This window comes from Hafnia alvei, assembly GCF_034424155.1.
Classification (GTDB): Bacteria; Pseudomonadota; Gammaproteobacteria; order Enterobacterales; family Enterobacteriaceae; genus Hafnia; species Hafnia alvei.
The window spans coordinates 4,412,627-4,429,003 of sequence record NZ_CP139992.1 but is presented as its reverse complement, the minus strand read 5'-3'; the positions used below and the strand labels follow the sequence as shown (position 1 = coordinate 4,429,003).

The window sequence follows — 16,377 nt, the reverse complement described above, 5'->3', positions numbered from 1 at the left end:
AGAATGAAGTTTGTTTTGGCTCCAGATTCGTTTAAAGAAAGCATGACCGCTAAAGAAGTGTGCAAGGCAATGGAAGCCGGGCTCAAAGTCGCATTCCCCGACGCTGAGTTCATCCATGTACCGATGGCTGACGGCGGTGAGGGAACGGTTCAATCGTTGATCGATGCCACCGATGGCGAAATTTATCACCAAGAGGTTACTGGGCCGTTAGGTACGCCGGTTGATGCACAGTTTGGGATTATTTGGAGCCAGCAAACGGCGGTTATCGAAATGGCGTCGGCGAGCGGCATTCAATTCACCACCAAAGAAACCAAAAATCCGTTAACGGCGACGACCTTCGGAACCGGCGAACTGATTAAGGCCTGTCTCGATAAAGGGATTAACAAGATCATTTTGGGCATCGGCGGCAGCGCCACCAATGACGGCGGGGCGGGTATGGCTGCTGCGCTTGGGGTTCGCTTCTTAGATAAAAACGGTTCACCACTGCCAGCGGGTGGTGGCGCGTTGGGCTCGCTGTGCAAAATCGATCTGGATGGCATAGATCCACGGCTGGCAGACGTAGAGTTTTTGGTTGCCAGCGACGTGACCAATCCACTGTGTGGCGACACGGGTGCATCAAAAACGTTTGGCCCGCAAAAGGGTGCTACACCAGAAACTGTGGCGATTCTGGACAGTGCTTTGGCTCACTATGCAGACGTGATTGATTCGCAGCTGGGACGTCAAGTGAAAGACGTCCCAGGAGCGGGCGCTGCGGGAGGCTTGGGTGCAGGCTTGATGGCATTCACCCACTGCAAAATGGCGCGAGGCATTGATATCGTGACCCAATACTCAGGTTTAAATGAAAAGTTGGTGGGTGCCGATTACTGCTTTACCGGCGAAGGGGGCATCGACTTCCAAACCAAGTTTGGCAAAACGCCTTATGGTGTTGCTCAGGCGGCTAAAGCACAGGGAGTACCGGTTATTGCTCTGGCTGGCTATATCGGTGAAGGCGTGAGTGAGCTTTATAGCGAAGGTATTGATGCCATTTTTGGTATCGTGCCAGGCGCTGAGAACATTGATGCGCTGCTCAAGAATGGCTGCTCCAATGTTGAAAGAACCTGCGAAAATATTGGCAGACTGCTAAAGATTGCACGCGCGTAAATATACAGACATAAGCCTATGAAAGAGCAATACGTTGATCGTATTGCTCTTTTTTTATTGGCCTGCTTGAGGAAGGTGGCTAATTGAATCCGCATCGCCAGCAGGGTAAAGGAAGCCGCTATCTAGCTGTAATGAGATATAAATCAGCAAGCGATCGTCAAAGTTATTGAGATCGAGCCCCGTAAGCTCAGAGATGCGGTGTAAGCGATATTCCAAGGTGTTGCGATGAATAAAGAGTGCCTTGGCGGTTGCGCTTGGTTGGACGTTATTCATAAACCATACGGTAAGTGTTTTTCTAAGTACGCCGTTGCTATCGATGGCTCGTAGCCGTGATAGGGGGCGAACCAGCTCTTTGGCTTGCCATCCGCCACGCAGGCTATCGAGTAAAACGGGCAGGATCAGGTCTTGATAAAAATAACTGCGCTGTTCTGGCGTGCGCTGTTTGCCTACCATCATGGTGGTGTAGGCCGTGCGGTATGAGCGCGCAATGCCGCTTTCATCTGGGAAGTAGTTGCCCAATGCGATTCTGATTTTCAACTGGCTATTTTTGGCTAATTTTTTGAGCAAAAGATTAATTTGGTTACGCTGACTTTCTGGCTCCCAGCGCCCGAGCGAGCTAAAAGCAGGTCTGAGAACCACCATCTGATTGAGCGAGACGATTGCCGCAAGATTATCGTGTTCGGCGGTGGTGAGTAACGTCTGCAACTGCTGAAGATCGACGATGGCACTATCCACGCCAAGCTGGCCGCTATCCACTTCTACCACCACAACAACGCGTGGCTGATTGAGATCTATCCCTAGGCGCTGAGCCCATTCCTGAAGCGCAGGAGAAAGTTTTTCGGCACGAATAAGATTAAGCACTAACTCTTCGCGCAGGCGAGTGTCTTGTGCCAGCATGTGCATCAGATGCGCTTGCTCCAGCATCATTTCTGCGGTCATGCACACCAGCTCACCATATCGCCTTAGCTCAGAAGGATCGCCGGTGAGCCCAATCACGCCAACAATTTCACCGTCAAAATGCAGAGGAAGATTCACGCCGGGGCGAACGCCGTGCAGGTGGCGGGTCATATTTTCATCAATATCGACAATTCTTTCCTGCGAGATAGCCAGCAATGCACCTTCGTGCAATTCACCAATGCGTTCTTGAGCGCCACTGCCTATTATTCTGCCCCGTGCGTCCATGACGTTAACGTTGCTATCGATGATTTTCATGGTTCGGTCCACGATATCCTGAGCAAGTCGGGTATCGAGATGATAGGTCGCCATGCTGCGCTCCGTGTATGTTAAGTAGAATATTCCGAGCATACCGAGACGGATACCGGTAAACATTGTGCAAATGCACAATGTTTAAGATAGCAGTTAAGAGTTGCAAATGAAGTCACAGTTTTTTGCTCACTTTTAACTCGTTACCACTACATCGTGGGGCCATTGGCACTGGCAATCGCAACTATTGATATTAACGATGGTGCTAAAATTGAACGCGAACATCGGGCTGAGAGCCTTGCTAGGGCTGAATGTACGTGATTTTCCCGCCGATTTTAATAATACCCTTACCGCTTACAAGCGATTGATAATCATTTTCAATATCATTTAATTAACTATAATGACCAGACTGCTTAACCGGAGCGGATGTTTTGCTCCTTTGAAATCTGGAGAAGATGAATATGAGCTATACCCTGCCATCCCTACCTTATGCCTACGACGCATTAGAGCCTCACTTCGATAAGCAAACGATGGAAATCCATCACAGCAAACACCATCAGGCCTACGTCAACAACGCGAACGCCGCGCTGGAGTCTCTGCCAGAATTAGCTAAATTAACCGCAGAAGAGCTGATTGCTCAGCTTGATAAAGTCCCTGCTGAAAAACGTACTGCGCTGCGTAACAACGCAGGCGGTCATGCAAACCACAGCTTCTTCTGGAAAGGTTTGAAACTTGGTACTGAGCTGAAGGGCGACCTAAAAGCGGCTATCGAACGCGATTTCGGCAGCGTTGATAAATTTAAAGAAGAATTTGAAAAAGCAGCAGCAACGCGCTTTGGCTCCGGCTGGGCGTGGCTGGTGTTGAAAGCAGACGGCAAACTGGCCGTGGTTTCAACTGCAAACCAAGATAGCCCGCTGATGGGCGAAGCGGTTTCTGGTGCTTCCGGCTACCCAATCGCGGGTCTGGATGTGTGGGAACATGCTTATTACCTGAAATATCAGAACCGTCGTCCAGACTACATCAAAGCGTTCTGGAGCGTGGTGAACTGGGACGAAGCTGCAAAACGTTTTGCTGAAGCGAAAAAGTAATCGTCTGTACTCATTGTCCATAGTGAGACAGCTGTGATCGGAGCGTGGGGAAACCCACGCTTTTTTTGTTTTTAAACCCGATGGGAACGGTATAGTAAGGGTATTGTCATTTTCTTGATGAATCCGCTTTCGGGAGCTTTTCATGCACTATCCAACGATTTACACCGGTACCATCATTCCTTATGAAGGCAGCAAGCCGAGTGCAATTGGCAAACGTCAGGTTTCCGGTGGCGTGATGCTTAACCGCCTTGGGTTGGAAGGTGATGAACAGGCAGAGAAAAAAGTCCATGGCGGCCCCGATCGGGCGCTGTGTCAGTATCCGCGTGAGCATTATCAGTTTTGGCAACGGCAGTATCCCCAGCAAGCTGAGCAATTTTGCGCTCCGGCCTTAGGCGAAAATATTTCCACTGAAGGGATGACCGAAGAGAGTGTTTTTATCGGTGATATCTACCGTTGGGGAGAGGCGCTGATTCAGGTCACTCAGCCGCGTTCGCCGTGCTATAAACTCAACTATCACATGGACATCGATGAGTTTTCCGTTCAGATGCAACAAACTGGCCGCTGCGGCTGGCTGTATCGCATCGTTGGTGAAGGTATGGTCAGCGAAGATCAGCCGCTGGAACTCGTTTCGCGCAACAGCGACATCAGCGTGGCAGAAGCAATTTCTATCTGCTTCCATATGCCGTTTGACGAAGAAGAGTATCGCCGACTGATGCGTGCGGCTGGGATCTCAGCTAGCTGGAGTAAAACGCTGCAAATGCGGGTTCTCAACGGCAAAATTGAAGATATGAATCGAAGGTTACTCGGGGTTTAACCCCTAGTATTTAACGCTTTTAGTATTTAACCTTCAGTATTGCCCGCCATCGTTTTAAGCCATTGAACAAAAGCGTTGATCTTTGGCCACTGGCGCTCCGAAAGAGTTGAAATGTAGTAGCGTTGCTCGCACTGCATTTCAAACTCTGGGAAGGGCGCAATTAACTCTTGGCTCTCAAGCCGCTTGTTCACCAGATTTTTACGCCCCATCGCAATACCCACATGGTTCATTGCAGCGATCACCGCCAGATCGGAACGATCAAACCCCATACTTCGCTGATCTTCAGCGATATCAACGTTAAAATTCCGCGCCCATGAATGCCATTCACTTTCGTTGGAGTCATAGCTCCAGGCCTGACGATCGTGCAGCAACGTGCTTTGGCGCAGATTAAATGGCTTGCCAACGAGATCGTGCTGTTTGGCATATTCAGGGCTACACACCGGTATCATTGACTCATTCATCAGGTGCTGGCATGACAGGGTTTCAGGCGGTTTATCATCAAAATAAATCGCCAGATCGATTCCCGCGCCGTTGAAGTTAACCATCTCGTTGCCGGTTAAAATGTTTAAGCTGATCGCCGGATATTGTTTAGCAAAATCAGCCAGTTTAGGCACCAGCCAACATTGCGCGATCGAGGGGCGAGAATAAACCGTCAGCGTTCCCGACAGCTCCTGGCTTTTTATCTCAAGAATTTCTTGATTGAGATAGCTGAGAGAAGATTTTAGCGCCCAAAATACCCGCTCTCCTTCAGGCGTGAGCGCAATACGGCGATGAAATCGTTGGAATAGCTTAAATCCCAACTCTTCTTCAAGCTGATTGATGCGATGGCTAACGGCGCTAGGGCTTATCGATAACTCTTCCGCCGCGAGCGCAAAAGACTCATGTCTGGCCGCAACCTCAAAGGTATAGAGTTTTGATAGCTGATAGCCATTAAGCAGTTTGTTACGTGCGATGTATTTTGAATGCTCGAACATAGCGACCTCGTTTGGACAGAGCATCAGCATACGCTAGCGGAGCGTTTTAGCGTGCTCACAGATGAGTTAATGTGACTCAATCGCGATAATTCCTTTCTATTTTGACCAATATCACCCGTTTGATTCAATCTGGCTCATGTGAAGGCTGAATTTGATCGTTTGTCAGCGATGTTCACTTCTTATCCAATAGACAGGTGATTTATTACAGGGTGAGGTTGGAAATGAGCTCGCAAATTTGGGTCGTTGGAACGCTATTAACAAGCATCATAATAATTATATTAACCATCGTTAAATTTAAGATTCACCCATTTTTAGCACTACTGCTGGCCAGTTTTTATGTCGGCGTGTTAATGGGAATGAACCCGTTGGAAATGGTGAATGCCATTGAAGGTGGGATTGGTGGAACCTTAGGCTTTTTAGCCGCCGTGATTGGTCTGGGAACTATTCTGGGCAAAATGATGGAGGTTTCTGGTGCCGCTGAGCGTATCGGCATTACGTTGCAAAAATGCCGTTGGTTATCACCAGACGTCATTATGGTTTTAGTTGGCTTGGTATGCGGTATTACGCTGTTTGTGGAAGTGGGTGTGGTGTTGCTGATCCCTCTGGCATTCTCAATTGCTAAAAAGACCCACACTTCTTTGCTGAAGCTGGCAATCCCGCTGTGTACCGCATTAATGGCCGTGCATTGCGTTGTCCCTCCGCATCCGGCGGCATTGTATGTGACCAATGCGTTAGGCGCTGATATTGGAACCGTCATTGTATACGGCCTGTTGGTGGGTCTTGTGGCTTCGCTGATCGGTGGCCCGCTATTTTTGAAGTTTGTCGGTCATCGCCTTCCGTTTAAACACGTTCCTGCCGCGTTTTCTGAGCTGGAAGTGCGCCGAGAAGAGGATCTACCATCGTTGGGCGCCACGTTATTTACCGTGCTGCTGCCGATTGTGCTGATGCTGATCAAGACGGCGGCCGAACTCAATATGACCAAGGGTTCAGCGCTGTATAACTTCTTTGAATTCATTGGTAACCCGATTACGGCGATGTTTATCGCTGCCTTCGTTGCCTATTACGTTTTAGGCATCCGTCAGCATATGGGCATGGGTAAACTGCTGAGCAAAACGGAAGATGGTTTCTCTTCAATTGCTAACATTTTGCTGATTATCGGTGCGGGCGGCGCATTTAACGGCATTCTTAAAGCCAGTGGCCTTGCTGATACTTTGGCGGTGCTGCTCTCCAATATGCATATGCATCCAATTTTGCTGGCTTGGTTGGTGGCGATCATTCTTCATGCCGCAGTGGGTTCTGCCACGGTGGCCATGATGGGGGCCACAGCGATTGTTGCGCCGGTATTGCCGCTTTATCCCAACGTGAGCCCTGAAATTATCACGCTAGCCATTGGCTCTGGTGCGATTGGCTGCACCATCGTCACCGACTCCCTGTTTTGGCTGGTTAAGCAATACTGTGGTGCAACGCTGAGTGAGACATTTAAATATTACACAGTGGCGACTTTCATCGCGTCGCTGATCGCTTTAGGCACGACTTTCCTACTCTCTTATATCGTTTAATCGAGAAGATACTATTTATGAATACGTTTGAAATTGAACATTTGGTTGAACAATATCCATTGGTTAAAAAGCTGATTAACTTAGATGCAGTTACATGGTTTAACCCAAATACCACCACGTTGGCTGAGGGGCTTCCTTACGTTGGTTTGACGCAGGATGACGTTACGCAGGCGGAAGCGCGCCTTAAACGATTTGCGCCATACCTTTGCTTAGCGTTCCCAGAAACGCAAAAAACGCACGGTATTATTGAGTCAGAAGTCGTTGCGATCCCGGAGATGCAGGCTGCGTTGGAACAGCGCTATCAGCAAAAAATTGCTGGTCAGCTGATGCTGAAAAAAGACAGTCATTTGCCTATCTCTGGGTCGATCAAAGCGCGTGGCGGGATTTATGAAGTGCTTACCCACGCTGAAAAGCTGGCCATTGAAGCGGGAATGCTGTCAGAAGATGATGACTACAGCGTGCTGTATTCCGACAAGTTCCGCCAATTCTTTAGCCAATACAGTATTGCGGTAGGCTCTACTGGTAATTTAGGCATGTCGATCGGCATTATGAGCGCCAAACTTGGCTTCAGCGTTAGTGTGCATATGTCGGCTGATGCGCGAGCGTGGAAAAAGCAAAAACTGCGTGAGCACGGCGTGAATGTGGTGGAGTATGCGCAGGATTATGGCGTGGCCGTTGCTCAAGGGCGCAAAGAGGCGGAATCAGATCCTCATTGTTTCTTTATTGATGATGAAAATTCACGCACGCTATTTTTAGGTTATGCCGTTGCCGGTGGGCGTTTACGCCAACAGTTTAGCCAAATGAATATTCACGTTGATGCCGAACATCCGCTGTTTGTTTATCTGCCGTGCGGCGTTGGTGGTGGCCCTGGCGGAGTGGCATTTGGCCTGAAATTAGCCTTTGGCGACAACGTGCATTGCTTCTTTGCAGAGCCGACTCATTCACCGTGTATGCTTCTGGGTATTCATACAGGCCTGCATGATGAAATTTCAGTTCAGGATATTGGGATCGACAATATCACCGCCGCCGATGGTTTAGCCGTGGGACGTGCGTCCGGCTTTGTTGGGCGAGCGATGGAGCGCCTGCTTGATGGTCTGTATACCTTAAGCGATCAGGAAATGTATAACCTGTTGGGACTTTTAAATCAGCAGCAAGGTATTCAGCTAGAACCTTCGGCGCTGGCGGGAATGCCGGGAGCAGCACGAGTCTGTGGGGATGCTCAATATCTACAGAGCCACGGATTAGACGCACAGAAAATGCAAAATGCGACTCACTTGGTATGGGCAACGGGTGGAGGCATGGTGCCAGCAGATGAGATGGCGAAATATCTTTCTGCGGCGAAAGTGTAGTCGCTGGTGCGATAAATAGGCGAACGGGGCAAGCTGCCCCGTTTCTATATCTATCTGAGGGTTATCTGCGGAGCTTACAAATACAACGAACGCACAATCAGGAAATGACCGGCAAAATAGCTGGCGGCGATAATGGCGTCGGCGGCGCGGAAAGTGAAGCGATAACGATTGACCAGCCATACCACGTTAGACAACAGCAATAGCGATGCTCCCACCAACAGTGAGAAACCAAAATCGGTGCCGCGTGCAAAGTATTGATCGCCAGCCATCCACACCATCAACAGCGTCATCGCAATATAGGTCACCACTGGCCAGCGCATATCGTCTAAACGCGTCCAGATGGTGGCTATCAAAGCAATCCCGATAATGATTAATACCGCCAACATCGGCAGATAGAACGAGACCGTTAAGGCACTGGCGAAGCTGATGGTGTACAGAAGATGTGATAAGAAAAACGCGCCAATGGCATACAGCACGCGCTCGCGTGGCAGCAATAACAGCGCATCAGCGGCAAGTGTGGCGAGCAGGCCAAGTAGAATCAAATAGCCGCTGGCCTGAATATTGGGCGCGCTCCATGCCAGCAAAAGCAGTAACAGCAGGGTGACGGGTTTGAAGACCCAACGTTGCCAGCGCGGGCCACGATAGCTGGCATCAACAAATAGCCAGCCAGAAAATAAAACTGCAAGAAAAGCCCAACTCATCATTTATCCTTTTTTTAATTAGCAGGTTAATTTTCTGATTCTTATGATGCTGACGTCGCATCAAGAATAAGAATAAATAGATAGTCACTTATCTTCTGAGTGTAGGGGATCACCGCAGGCGGCGACAATCACTTTACCTGCTATCGGTGCGGATGAAGTGTAAACAACTTCATGTTATGTTAACCCGCTGTATCCATAGCGCATATGCTGCTGAGCAGGCGTTGTGGTCGTTACAAAGTTATTGAATTTGAAATTGCCCATTGGCAGTGATGAGGAACGTCATGTCTGGTCAAGCGCCTTTATACCGAATTCAGTTTATGAACAACGGTAAAAACTATCAGCTTTACGTGCGTGAAATTGTACAAAGCAATTTGTTTGGTTTTCTCGAAATCGCCGATTTTGTTTTTGATACCCAAAGCGCCGTGTTGGTCGATCCTTCAGAAGAGAAGTTGAAGAACGAATTCTCTGGCGTAGAGCGCAGCTATATTCCTATTCAGGCCGTTATTCGCATTGATGCCGTCACCGAACGCGGCAGCGCACGAATCTCTGATTTAGGCGATAATGTCACCGTCTTCCCTTATCTCCCCGGCAAAAAACCATGAGTAAACCACCGCTGATATTCGTCGTGATCGTTGCTGTTATTGTGGTATTTGCTGCCCAACGCTTCATGCAGCAACGCCGTCAAAATGCCATTAACGATGCCGCACCGCTGAGCACTCAACAGGTTGAAGTGAGCGCTAAGCGCGAGTTTCCTGCGCCCAATCGGCGTTCACGCCAGCGCGAAGTGATTGCGGGTGAAGATATGCGTTATGAGGTTTATTTCCAGCCAATAATGGGGGGAAGTGAGCTGAAGTTTGTCGTACCGGAAAAAACCTATCATCAGATAGACAAAGGTGCGCGCGGTACACTCAGCACGCAGGGCACGCGCTTCGTGAGTTTTGAACCACAGGCGTAATAGCTAAAACCTCCCCTGTAGGGGAGGATTATCCAGCCATTCATTATTTCTTCGGCGGAGTATTCTTTTTCTGCCAAGCCAGCAGTTCAAAAACGCCAAACAGGAAAATACGCACTTCCTGCCATTTGCCGATCTTCGGCTGGTCTTTGGTTAACGTGGTTTTCAGCATTGTGACCTGTAAACCGTGCATCAACACCATAAACACTAGCGCCACGTTCATAAAGATATTCAGCGGGCGGGTGTAAGGATGGATGATGTTAACCAGCATAAACCCCCATACGCACAGCATGAGCAAGCGGCCAATATTAATTCCCATTGTGATTTCCTCGAATTATGACGCGCTGCGCGTATATAAACGATAAGCGACCTGACCCGCCACTTTTTCGCGATGCAATGCCCAGTTTGCGGGCACATCTGCCGCTGCGCTTTCGGCTTCGGCCTCCACGTAAATAAAGGCTTCGTCTGCGAGCCAGCCATGTGTTTCTAGCAGCGTAATCGTTTCTGCCAATAGCCCTTTTCTAAAGGGAGGATCGAGAAAAACCACCTGATAGGGCGTACCCGGCTGTGACAACCATTTTAGCGCATCGGTGTTTTGCACCATGATTTTATCGGTGCCAATCAGCGCGACATTTTTTTTGAGCTGTGTAGCCACCGTGCGGTCGGCTTCAAGCAGCGTAGCATGCTCGGCATAGCGAGAAACGGCTTCAAAGCCCAAAGCACCGCTGCCGGCAAAACAATCGAGACAGCGAGCGCCATTCAGCTCGGGAGCCAGCCAGTTAAACAGCGTTTCACGCACGCGATCCGTGGTGGGGCGCAGGCCGGGACTGTCTGGCACAGGAAGTTTTCGGCCACGCCATAGGCCGCCAATGATGCGGATTTGTCCGCTGGATTGGGATGCAGGTTTTTTTGCCATGAATGCGGTATTTTTTGTTTGGGTTGCAGTATTAGACGGTGCCATTACAGGCCAATCTTCATTGTTGCCGTGCAAGGTAACCGTTTATTGATGGAAATGCCACTTGAAACCCATCGGCATGCATGTTGCGATAACGGGTTAAGTGATAAACTTGTTCAATTGCAGTTTATCAATAATTTTGAATTTCAGGCGGGAGAGTCGTCGCACTATGGCAAAAGATAAAAAACGTGGTTTTTTCTCCTGGTTAGGGTTTGGGCGTCAGGAAGAGCAGCCGGAAAAGGCGCAAGAAGACGAACAGCAAACACCACCAGTGGTAGAAGAAACAGAACAACATCAAGCTGATGCGCCATCAGAGCAGACCACTACGCCAGAATCGCTGGATGACAAACTGCCTGAGCGTGAATCTGACTATGCGGCTTCAGTGGAAACTCCCGGCGAATGGGATGCCACCGTTGCACCAGAGCATGCCGCTGAAAATCTGCCGTTGGCGGAGCAGCATGCCCAGCGAGAAGCGCCAGCTAAAGTATTGGCTGATGAACTGGCTGAAACGACGGAGCATTTAGCATCAAGCCACGAGCATCGTCCCGATGCGCAAGGTGCCGAAGTTTTTGCTGAGCAAATTGTAGAGCTTACTCAGGCGCATCACGAAGAGGCATCTGCGCCGGAAGCTACCGCTGAACCGGCCGAATCTGAGCATACGCCAGTTTCCGCCCAGACAACCGCTGAAACTATTATTCATGCCAGCGAACCGCTGGTGAACAAGCACGACAATCACCACGGCGGTGAGCATCTCGAACATGATGCGGAAGTGTTTGCCGAGCAAGTGATTACGCTGACTGCAGCGGCGCATCCGCATGTTCATCAAGAACCGGTTATTGACGAGCCCTACATCGAAGAGCTGGTTGAGCAGGAAATCGCTGAAGATGATGCGATTAAACATGAGCCAGTGGTGGGGGAGTCCGTTTCCGAGCCTGAGCCTGAAGCCATCGACGTAATCGCTGAGATTGCGCGCTCGGAAGAAGTTGTCGATCTGGATACCGACGTCGTTGATGACGTAGAGGTTGATCAAGCCGATGAGGATGAATCTCACGCTGACGCGCAGCCAGAAGCTGCGGTAGTTGTTCAGCATGAACAGGAACGCCCAACGAAAGAAGGTTTCTTCGCTCGTCTCAAACGCAGCCTGCTGAAAACAAAACAAAATCTGGGTTCCGGATTTTTCGGCTTGTTCCGTGGTAAGAAAATCGACGACGATCTGTTTGAAGAGCTGGAAGAACAGTTGCTGATTGCCGATGTGGGCGTTGAAACCACTAACAAAATTATCAAATCTCTGACGGAACATGCTAGCCGTAAAGAACTCAAAGACGCAGAGTCGCTGTATGGCAAACTGAAAGAAGAGATGGGTGAGATTTTAAGCACCGTAGATAAACCGCTAGACGTCAGTGGCCGTACGCCGTTTGTCATCTTGATGGTCGGCGTTAACGGAGTGGGTAAAACCACCACGATTGGTAAGCTGGCTCGCCAGTTCCAAGCCGAAGGCAAATCTGTAATGCTCGCTGCGGGCGATACCTTCCGTGCGGCGGCGGTTGAACAGCTGCAGGTTTGGGGGGAGCGCAATAATATTCCCGTAGTTGCACAGCATACCGGCGCTGATTCTGCTTCCGTTATCTTTGATGCGATTCAAGCGGCCAAAGCACGTAATATTGATGTGTTGCTGGCCGATACCGCAGGACGCTTGCAGAACAAATCGCACTTGATGGAAGAGCTGAAGAAAATTGTTCGTGTAATGAAAAAGTTGGACGAAGATGCGCCACATGAGGTTATGCTGACGATTGATGCAAGCACCGGACAAAACGCGGTGAGTCAGGCAAAACTGTTTAACGAAGCGGTTGGTCTGACCGGTATTACGTTAACCAAGCTGGATGGCACCGCTAAAGGCGGGGTGATCTTTGCCGTGGCCGATCAGTTTGGCATTCCAATCCGCTATATCGGGGTTGGTGAAGGTATCGAAGATTTACGGCCATTCAAGGCCGACGATTTTATTGAGGCACTTTTTGCCCGTGAGGATTAATACGGATGATTCGCTTCGAACAGGTCAGTAAAGCGTATCTGGGCGGGCGTCAGGCTCTGCAAGGCGTAGATTTCCATCTACGCCAGGGCGAGATGGCGTTTCTCACCGGCCACTCAGGCGCAGGGAAAAGTACCCTGCTTAAACTGATATGTGGCATTGAGCGTCCAAGCGCAGGACATATTCTTTTTGGTGGTCATGACATCAGCCGCTTACGGAACTCAGAAGTTCCGTTTCTGCGTCGCCAGATTGGCATGATTTTCCAAGACCATCATCTGTTGATGGACCGAACGGTATACGACAACGTGTCGATGCCGCTGATTATTTCAGGTGCCAGCAGCGAAGATATTCGCCGCCGTGTCTCTGCGGCGCTGGATAAAGTGGGGTTATTGGATAAAGCCAAAAACTTCCCGATCCAGCTTTCCGGCGGTGAACAGCAGCGCGTTGGGATCGCCCGTGCGGTGGTTAACAAGCCTGCCGTGCTGTTAGCGGATGAGCCAACCGGTAACTTGGATGAGGCGCTGTCGGAAGGTATTTTGCGCCTGTTCGAAGAGTTCAACCGTGTGGGCGTTACGGTGCTGATGGCAACCCATGACATGGGGCTGATTGCGCGCCGTCGCTACCGTATGCTGACGCTCAGTCAGGGACGTATGGACGGAGGTATTTCGCATGGCTAAGGCTCCAAATCGTTCGGCCTCGCGCGCGAAAATGCCTGACAAAGCCAAGGCGCTGCGTGGCGGTTGGCGTGAACAGTGGCGCTATGCATGGGTTAACACGCTGGCTGATATGATGCGCCAGCCGTTGGCGACTCTGCTTACGGTGATGGTTATCGCTATTTCACTAACGCTGCCCAGCGTGTGTTATCTGGTCTACAAAAACGTCAGCGAAGCGGCTTCGCAGTGGTATCCAACGCCGCAGCTAACGGTTTATCTGGATAAAGCGCTGGATGATGACGCTGCCGAACAAGTGATGACGGTGCTGAAAGGCGAAGAGGGCGTGGATAAAGTTAACTACCTCTCACGAGAAGAAGCGCTGGGCGAATTCCGCAACTGGTCTGGTTTTGGCGGCGCGCTGGATATGCTGGAAGAAAACCCGCTTCCGGCCGTGGCTATCATTACGCCAAAAATGAATTTCGAAAGCAGTGATACCCTCAACACTCTGCGCGATCGCGTGGCGGCCGTGAAAGGGGTTGATGAAGTTCGCATGGACGACAGCTGGTTTGCGCGTTTGGCTGCGCTAACTGGGCTGGTCGGGCAGGTCGCGGCGATGATCGGTATTTTGATGATTGTGGCCGTGTTCTTGGTGATTGGTAACAGCGTGCGTCTGAGCATATTCAGCCGTCGCGACACCATCAATGTGATGAAGCTGATTGGGGCGACCGACGGATTTATTCTTCGGCCATTCCTTAATGGCGGTGCGCTGTTAGGCTTTAGTGGTGCAATTCTATCGCTGATTTTGTCTCAGGCGATGGTCTGGCAGTTGGGTTCCGCGGTTGCTAAAGTCGCCTCGGTATTTGGCACCACGTTTGTGCTGCACGGTTTAGGTTGGGATGAGTGCCTATTGCTGGTGCTGGTTTCTGCCATGATTGGCTGGATTGCCGCGTGGCTGGCAACCGTCCAACATTTACGCCGATTTACACCACAATAGCGAAATAGTGTTATACTCTTCCCTCGTTGAGTTGCTGACGGGGGAAGAGCCATTCTGGTTAAACCCGATACCGGTTCTCCATCCTATACTCCCCCCATCACGTTCCCAATGAGTTCATGTCTGTTGTAGAATTGTGCTAAATTTATGCACGCAACATTGAACTTGTGGGGTAACTCACGGTCAAATTTTGCAGAATCGTGTTAGTGTCCGCGCTGTTATATCGTTAGAATTGCTACGGCGTTACTAGTACGGCTGGATTGAATATTGAGAGGGTTTGAATGACCAAAGAGATGCAAACTTTAACCTTAGTTCCTCAAGGTAGCTTGGAAGCTTACGTTCGTGCGGCCAACACCTATCCGATGCTGACAGCAGAGGAAGAGAAAGAACTGGGTGAACGACTGCATTACGAGGGTGACTTGGATGCAGCAAAACAGCTGATTCTGTCGCACCTGCGCTTTGTTGTTCATGTTGCCCGTAACTATGCCGGCTACGGGTTGCCGCAGGCAGACCTGATTCAGGAAGGTAACATCGGCCTGATGAAAGCTGTGCGTCGTTTTAACCCAGAAATGGGCGTACGACTGGTGTCCTTTGCGGTTCACTGGATCAAAGCTGAAATTCACGAATACGTGCTGCGTAACTGGCGCATCGTGAAGGTTGCGACCACCAAAGCCCAGCGTAAGCTGTTCTTCAACCTGCGTAAAACCAAGCAGCGTTTAGGCTGGTTCAATCAGGACGAAGTGGAACTGGTTGCTCGCGAGCTGGGTGTGTCTGAAAAAGACGTGCTGGAAATGGAATCGCGTATGGCCGCGCAGGACATGGCTTTTGACATGTCTAACGACGACGATGACAGCTCACCTGCTGCGCCAGTGCTATTCCTTCAGGATAAATCTTCTGATTTCGCTAACGATATCGAAGATGACAACTGGGATAGCCACGCCGCCGACAAGCTGAGCTTAGCGATGGAAGGCTTGGATGAGCGTAGCCAGCACATTATCCGTGCCCGCTGGTTAGACGACGACAACAAAGCAACGCTGCAAGAACTGGCCGATCAATACGGTGTGTCTGCAGAGCGTGTGCGTCAGCTTGAAAAGAACGCAATGAAAAAACTGCGTGCAGCAATTGAAGCTTAAGCTTTAAATGCACGACAGTCCGACAAAAGGCGATGCTTGGCATCGCCTTTTTTGTTTGTCATTTTCACCCTAACTCTGCCAGCCCTGTTCGCCGTTGCTCAGTTCGCAGAAGTTAAACCCACACGCCTTCATGAAAGCATCCATCTCTTCACGGTTCTCGCTTGGAACCTCGCTTGCGGCCAATTGCCAAACGTTGATATCAGGCAACTGACGCAGAGTATCTTCAATCAGATATAAACCTACGCCGCGGCGACGGGTCACTTCACGCACGCACAGGTCATGCAGCGTGGCGAAACCTTTGGGTTTATCGGCAAATACCTTTACGGCAGCTAATAGTCGGTCATTGAAACGGGCGGCGAATAGGGCATTTCCCGCTTCGAGCCACGCTTGCCATGCTTCTGGCTGCTGTTCTGGCCACACTTTTCCCAAGTCACGGATGTCGTCTGAATTTAATTCTACTAAGCGCTCAATGGTGAGTTTCATGTTTTATCTTCTGCCGAGAATAATTGATAAGCATTGTAAGTGATCTGCATCCATTGGCGGTGTAACTTTTTATGTACAAAATTTGAGCTGATTATTTTTATCCTTCTACAATTTTCAGAGTAAAAAATTAGTAAATGAATTGTTTAACAGATGAACGTGCTCGCCTAGTGATAAATGTTGCCGTAATTCTCCGATTTTTGTGCTGTTTACACCGCTTGTTCCTAGTCTTCTGATTTGATTTACAGAAGAAATCTCCTGTTTAATGACATGAAAAATAAAGCCTTATTAGAAAACATTGCTGTGAAATCACATAATTCATTATTTCTTATGCATAAAAGCGTTTTATGTTAATAATA

General features: G+C 49.7%; 17 protein-coding genes. 11 read left to right on the top strand and 6 right to left on the bottom strand.

Annotated elements, in window-relative coordinates; translation table 11 throughout:
* Positions 1–3 precede the first annotated feature (3 nt).
* Positions 4–1,140: a glycerate kinase family protein gene (locus U0008_RS20485; RefSeq protein ID WP_394371922.1), complete on the top strand. Its 1,137-nt coding sequence runs from the start codon at positions 4–6 to the stop codon at positions 1,138–1,140.
* A 54-nt stretch (positions 1,141–1,194) separates the two neighbouring features.
* On the opposite strand, the gene U0008_RS20480 is transcribed toward U0008_RS20485, so the two are convergent.
* A complete protein-coding gene (locus U0008_RS20480; protein WP_025799424.1) occupies positions 1,195–2,406 on the bottom strand; it encodes a CdaR family transcriptional regulator in 1,212 nt (403 codons plus the stop codon).
* A gap of 398 nt (positions 2,407–2,804) precedes the next feature.
* Between U0008_RS20480 and sodA the strand changes: the two genes are divergently transcribed.
* Complete coding sequence (sodA, locus tag U0008_RS20475; RefSeq protein ID WP_043489517.1) at positions 2,805–3,431, top strand: superoxide dismutase [Mn]; 627 nt, start codon at positions 2,805–2,807, stop codon at positions 3,429–3,431.
* Between the two features lie 142 nt (positions 3,432–3,573).
* Positions 3,574–4,245 (top strand): 6-hydroxyaminopurine reductase, encoded by a 672-nt coding sequence (gene yiiM / locus U0008_RS20470; RefSeq protein ID WP_025799420.1) that lies wholly within the window; start codon positions 3,574–3,576, stop codon positions 4,243–4,245.
* A gap of 26 nt (positions 4,246–4,271) precedes the next feature.
* Here the strand turns inward: yiiM and dsdC are convergent, their stop codons facing one another.
* Positions 4,272–5,219: a DNA-binding transcriptional regulator DsdC gene (dsdC, locus tag U0008_RS20465; protein WP_043489514.1), complete on the bottom strand. Its 948-nt coding sequence runs from the start codon at positions 5,217–5,219 to the stop codon at positions 4,272–4,274.
* Positions 5,220–5,440: 221 nt separating this feature from the next.
* On the opposite strand from dsdC, the gene dsdX reads away from it, so the two are divergent.
* Positions 5,441–6,778, top strand: a complete 1,338-nt coding sequence (gene dsdX / locus U0008_RS20460; protein WP_043489512.1) for a D-serine transporter DsdX — start codon at positions 5,441–5,443, stop codon at positions 6,776–6,778.
* 17 nt (positions 6,779–6,795) lie between these two features.
* Positions 6,796–8,127, top strand: coding sequence for a D-serine ammonia-lyase (locus U0008_RS20455; protein ID WP_043489509.1), 1,332 nt, complete (start codon positions 6,796–6,798; stop codon positions 8,125–8,127).
* Positions 8,128–8,201: 74 nt separating this feature from the next.
* Here U0008_RS20455 and U0008_RS20450 read toward each other — a convergent pair whose 3' ends face one another.
* Positions 8,202–8,828, bottom strand: coding sequence for a lysoplasmalogenase (locus U0008_RS20450; protein WP_043489507.1), 627 nt, complete (start codon positions 8,826–8,828; stop codon positions 8,202–8,204).
* Between the two features lie 281 nt (positions 8,829–9,109).
* Here U0008_RS20450 and U0008_RS20445 point away from each other — a divergent pair, with 281 nt between their 5' ends.
* Together U0008_RS20445 and U0008_RS20440 are read left to right on the top strand one after the other, a co-directional pair.
* The gene (locus tag U0008_RS20445; protein ID WP_025799408.1) at positions 9,110–9,430 is read left to right on the top strand and encodes a DUF1820 family protein; all 321 of its coding nucleotides are present in this window, start codon (positions 9,110–9,112) and stop codon (positions 9,428–9,430) included.
* Complete coding sequence (locus U0008_RS20440) at positions 9,427–9,783, top strand: DUF2500 domain-containing protein (RefSeq protein WP_043489504.1); 357 nt, start codon at positions 9,427–9,429, stop codon at positions 9,781–9,783. The genes U0008_RS20445 and U0008_RS20440 overlap by 4 nt, the downstream gene beginning before the upstream one ends.
* Positions 9,784–9,826: 43 nt before the next feature.
* On the opposite strand, the gene U0008_RS20435 is transcribed toward U0008_RS20440, so the two are convergent.
* Positions 9,827–10,099, bottom strand: a complete 273-nt coding sequence (locus tag U0008_RS20435; protein ID WP_025799404.1) for a DUF1145 family protein — start codon at positions 10,097–10,099, stop codon at positions 9,827–9,829.
* A gap of 15 nt (positions 10,100–10,114) precedes the next feature.
* Complete coding sequence (gene rsmD / locus U0008_RS20430) at positions 10,115–10,696, bottom strand: 16S rRNA (guanine(966)-N(2))-methyltransferase (RefSeq protein WP_043489565.1); 582 nt, start codon at positions 10,694–10,696, stop codon at positions 10,115–10,117.
* Positions 10,697–11,315: 619 nt separating this feature from the next.
* Here rsmD and ftsY point away from each other — a divergent pair.
* The 4 genes from ftsY (at position 11,316) to rpoH (ending at position 15,538) form a co-directional block, all read left to right on the top strand.
* Positions 11,316–12,764, top strand: coding sequence for a signal recognition particle-docking protein FtsY (gene ftsY / locus U0008_RS20425; RefSeq protein ID WP_408582322.1), 1,449 nt, complete (start codon positions 11,316–11,318; stop codon positions 12,762–12,764).
* Between the two features lie 5 nt (positions 12,765–12,769).
* Positions 12,770–13,438 (top strand): cell division ATP-binding protein FtsE, encoded by a 669-nt coding sequence (gene ftsE, locus U0008_RS20420; RefSeq protein ID WP_004090701.1) that lies wholly within the window; start codon positions 12,770–12,772, stop codon positions 13,436–13,438.
* Entirely contained in the window at positions 13,431–14,408 is a 978-nt protein-coding gene (ftsX, locus tag U0008_RS20415; RefSeq protein ID WP_025799398.1) for a permease-like cell division protein FtsX, read from the top strand. The genes ftsE and ftsX overlap by 8 nt, the downstream gene beginning before the upstream one ends.
* A gap of 278 nt (positions 14,409–14,686) precedes the next feature.
* On the top strand, positions 14,687–15,538 hold the full coding sequence (rpoH, locus tag U0008_RS20410) for an RNA polymerase sigma factor RpoH (RefSeq protein WP_025799396.1): 852 nt from the start codon (positions 14,687–14,689) through the stop codon (positions 15,536–15,538).
* A 69-nt stretch (positions 15,539–15,607) separates the two neighbouring features.
* Here rpoH and panM read toward each other — a convergent pair whose 3' ends face one another.
* The gene (gene panM, locus U0008_RS20405; protein ID WP_025799394.1) at positions 15,608–16,021 is read right to left on the bottom strand and encodes an aspartate 1-decarboxylase autocleavage activator PanM; all 414 of its coding nucleotides are present in this window, start codon (positions 16,019–16,021) and stop codon (positions 15,608–15,610) included.
* Between the last annotated feature and the right edge of the window lie 356 nt (positions 16,022–16,377).

Bases quoted from the DNA above. Each gene is read 5' to 3' on its own strand.
- U0008_RS20485 (WP_394371922.1), top strand. From the start codon at position 4: ATGAAGTTTGTTTTGGCTCCAGATTCGTTTAAAGAAAGCATGACCGCT.
- U0008_RS20480 (WP_025799424.1), bottom strand. From the start codon at position 2,406: ATGGCGACCTATCATCTCGATACCCGACTTGCTCAGGATATCGTGGAC.
- sodA (WP_043489517.1), top strand. From the start codon at position 2,805: ATGAGCTATACCCTGCCATCCCTACCTTATGCCTACGACGCATTAGAG.
- yiiM (WP_025799420.1), top strand. From the start codon at position 3,574: ATGCACTATCCAACGATTTACACCGGTACCATCATTCCTTATGAAGGC.
- dsdC (WP_043489514.1), bottom strand. From the start codon at position 5,219: ATGTTCGAGCATTCAAAATACATCGCACGTAACAAACTGCTTAATGGC.
- dsdX (WP_043489512.1), top strand. From the start codon at position 5,441: ATGAGCTCGCAAATTTGGGTCGTTGGAACGCTATTAACAAGCATCATA.
- U0008_RS20455 (WP_043489509.1), top strand. From the start codon at position 6,796: ATGAATACGTTTGAAATTGAACATTTGGTTGAACAATATCCATTGGTT.
- U0008_RS20450 (WP_043489507.1), bottom strand. From the start codon at position 8,828: ATGAGTTGGGCTTTTCTTGCAGTTTTATTTTCTGGCTGGCTATTTGTT.
- U0008_RS20445 (WP_025799408.1), top strand. From the start codon at position 9,110: ATGTCTGGTCAAGCGCCTTTATACCGAATTCAGTTTATGAACAACGGT.
- U0008_RS20440 (WP_043489504.1), top strand. From the start codon at position 9,427: ATGAGTAAACCACCGCTGATATTCGTCGTGATCGTTGCTGTTATTGTG.
- U0008_RS20435 (WP_025799404.1), bottom strand. From the start codon at position 10,099: ATGGGAATTAATATTGGCCGCTTGCTCATGCTGTGCGTATGGGGGTTT.
- rsmD (WP_043489565.1), bottom strand. From the start codon at position 10,696: ATGGCAAAAAAACCTGCATCCCAATCCAGCGGACAAATCCGCATCATT.
- ftsE (WP_004090701.1), top strand. From the start codon at position 12,770: ATGATTCGCTTCGAACAGGTCAGTAAAGCGTATCTGGGCGGGCGTCAG.
- ftsX (WP_025799398.1), top strand. From the start codon at position 13,431: ATGGCTAAGGCTCCAAATCGTTCGGCCTCGCGCGCGAAAATGCCTGAC.
- rpoH (WP_025799396.1), top strand. From the start codon at position 14,687: ATGACCAAAGAGATGCAAACTTTAACCTTAGTTCCTCAAGGTAGCTTG.
- panM (WP_025799394.1), bottom strand. From the start codon at position 16,021: ATGAAACTCACCATTGAGCGCTTAGTAGAATTAAATTCAGACGACATC.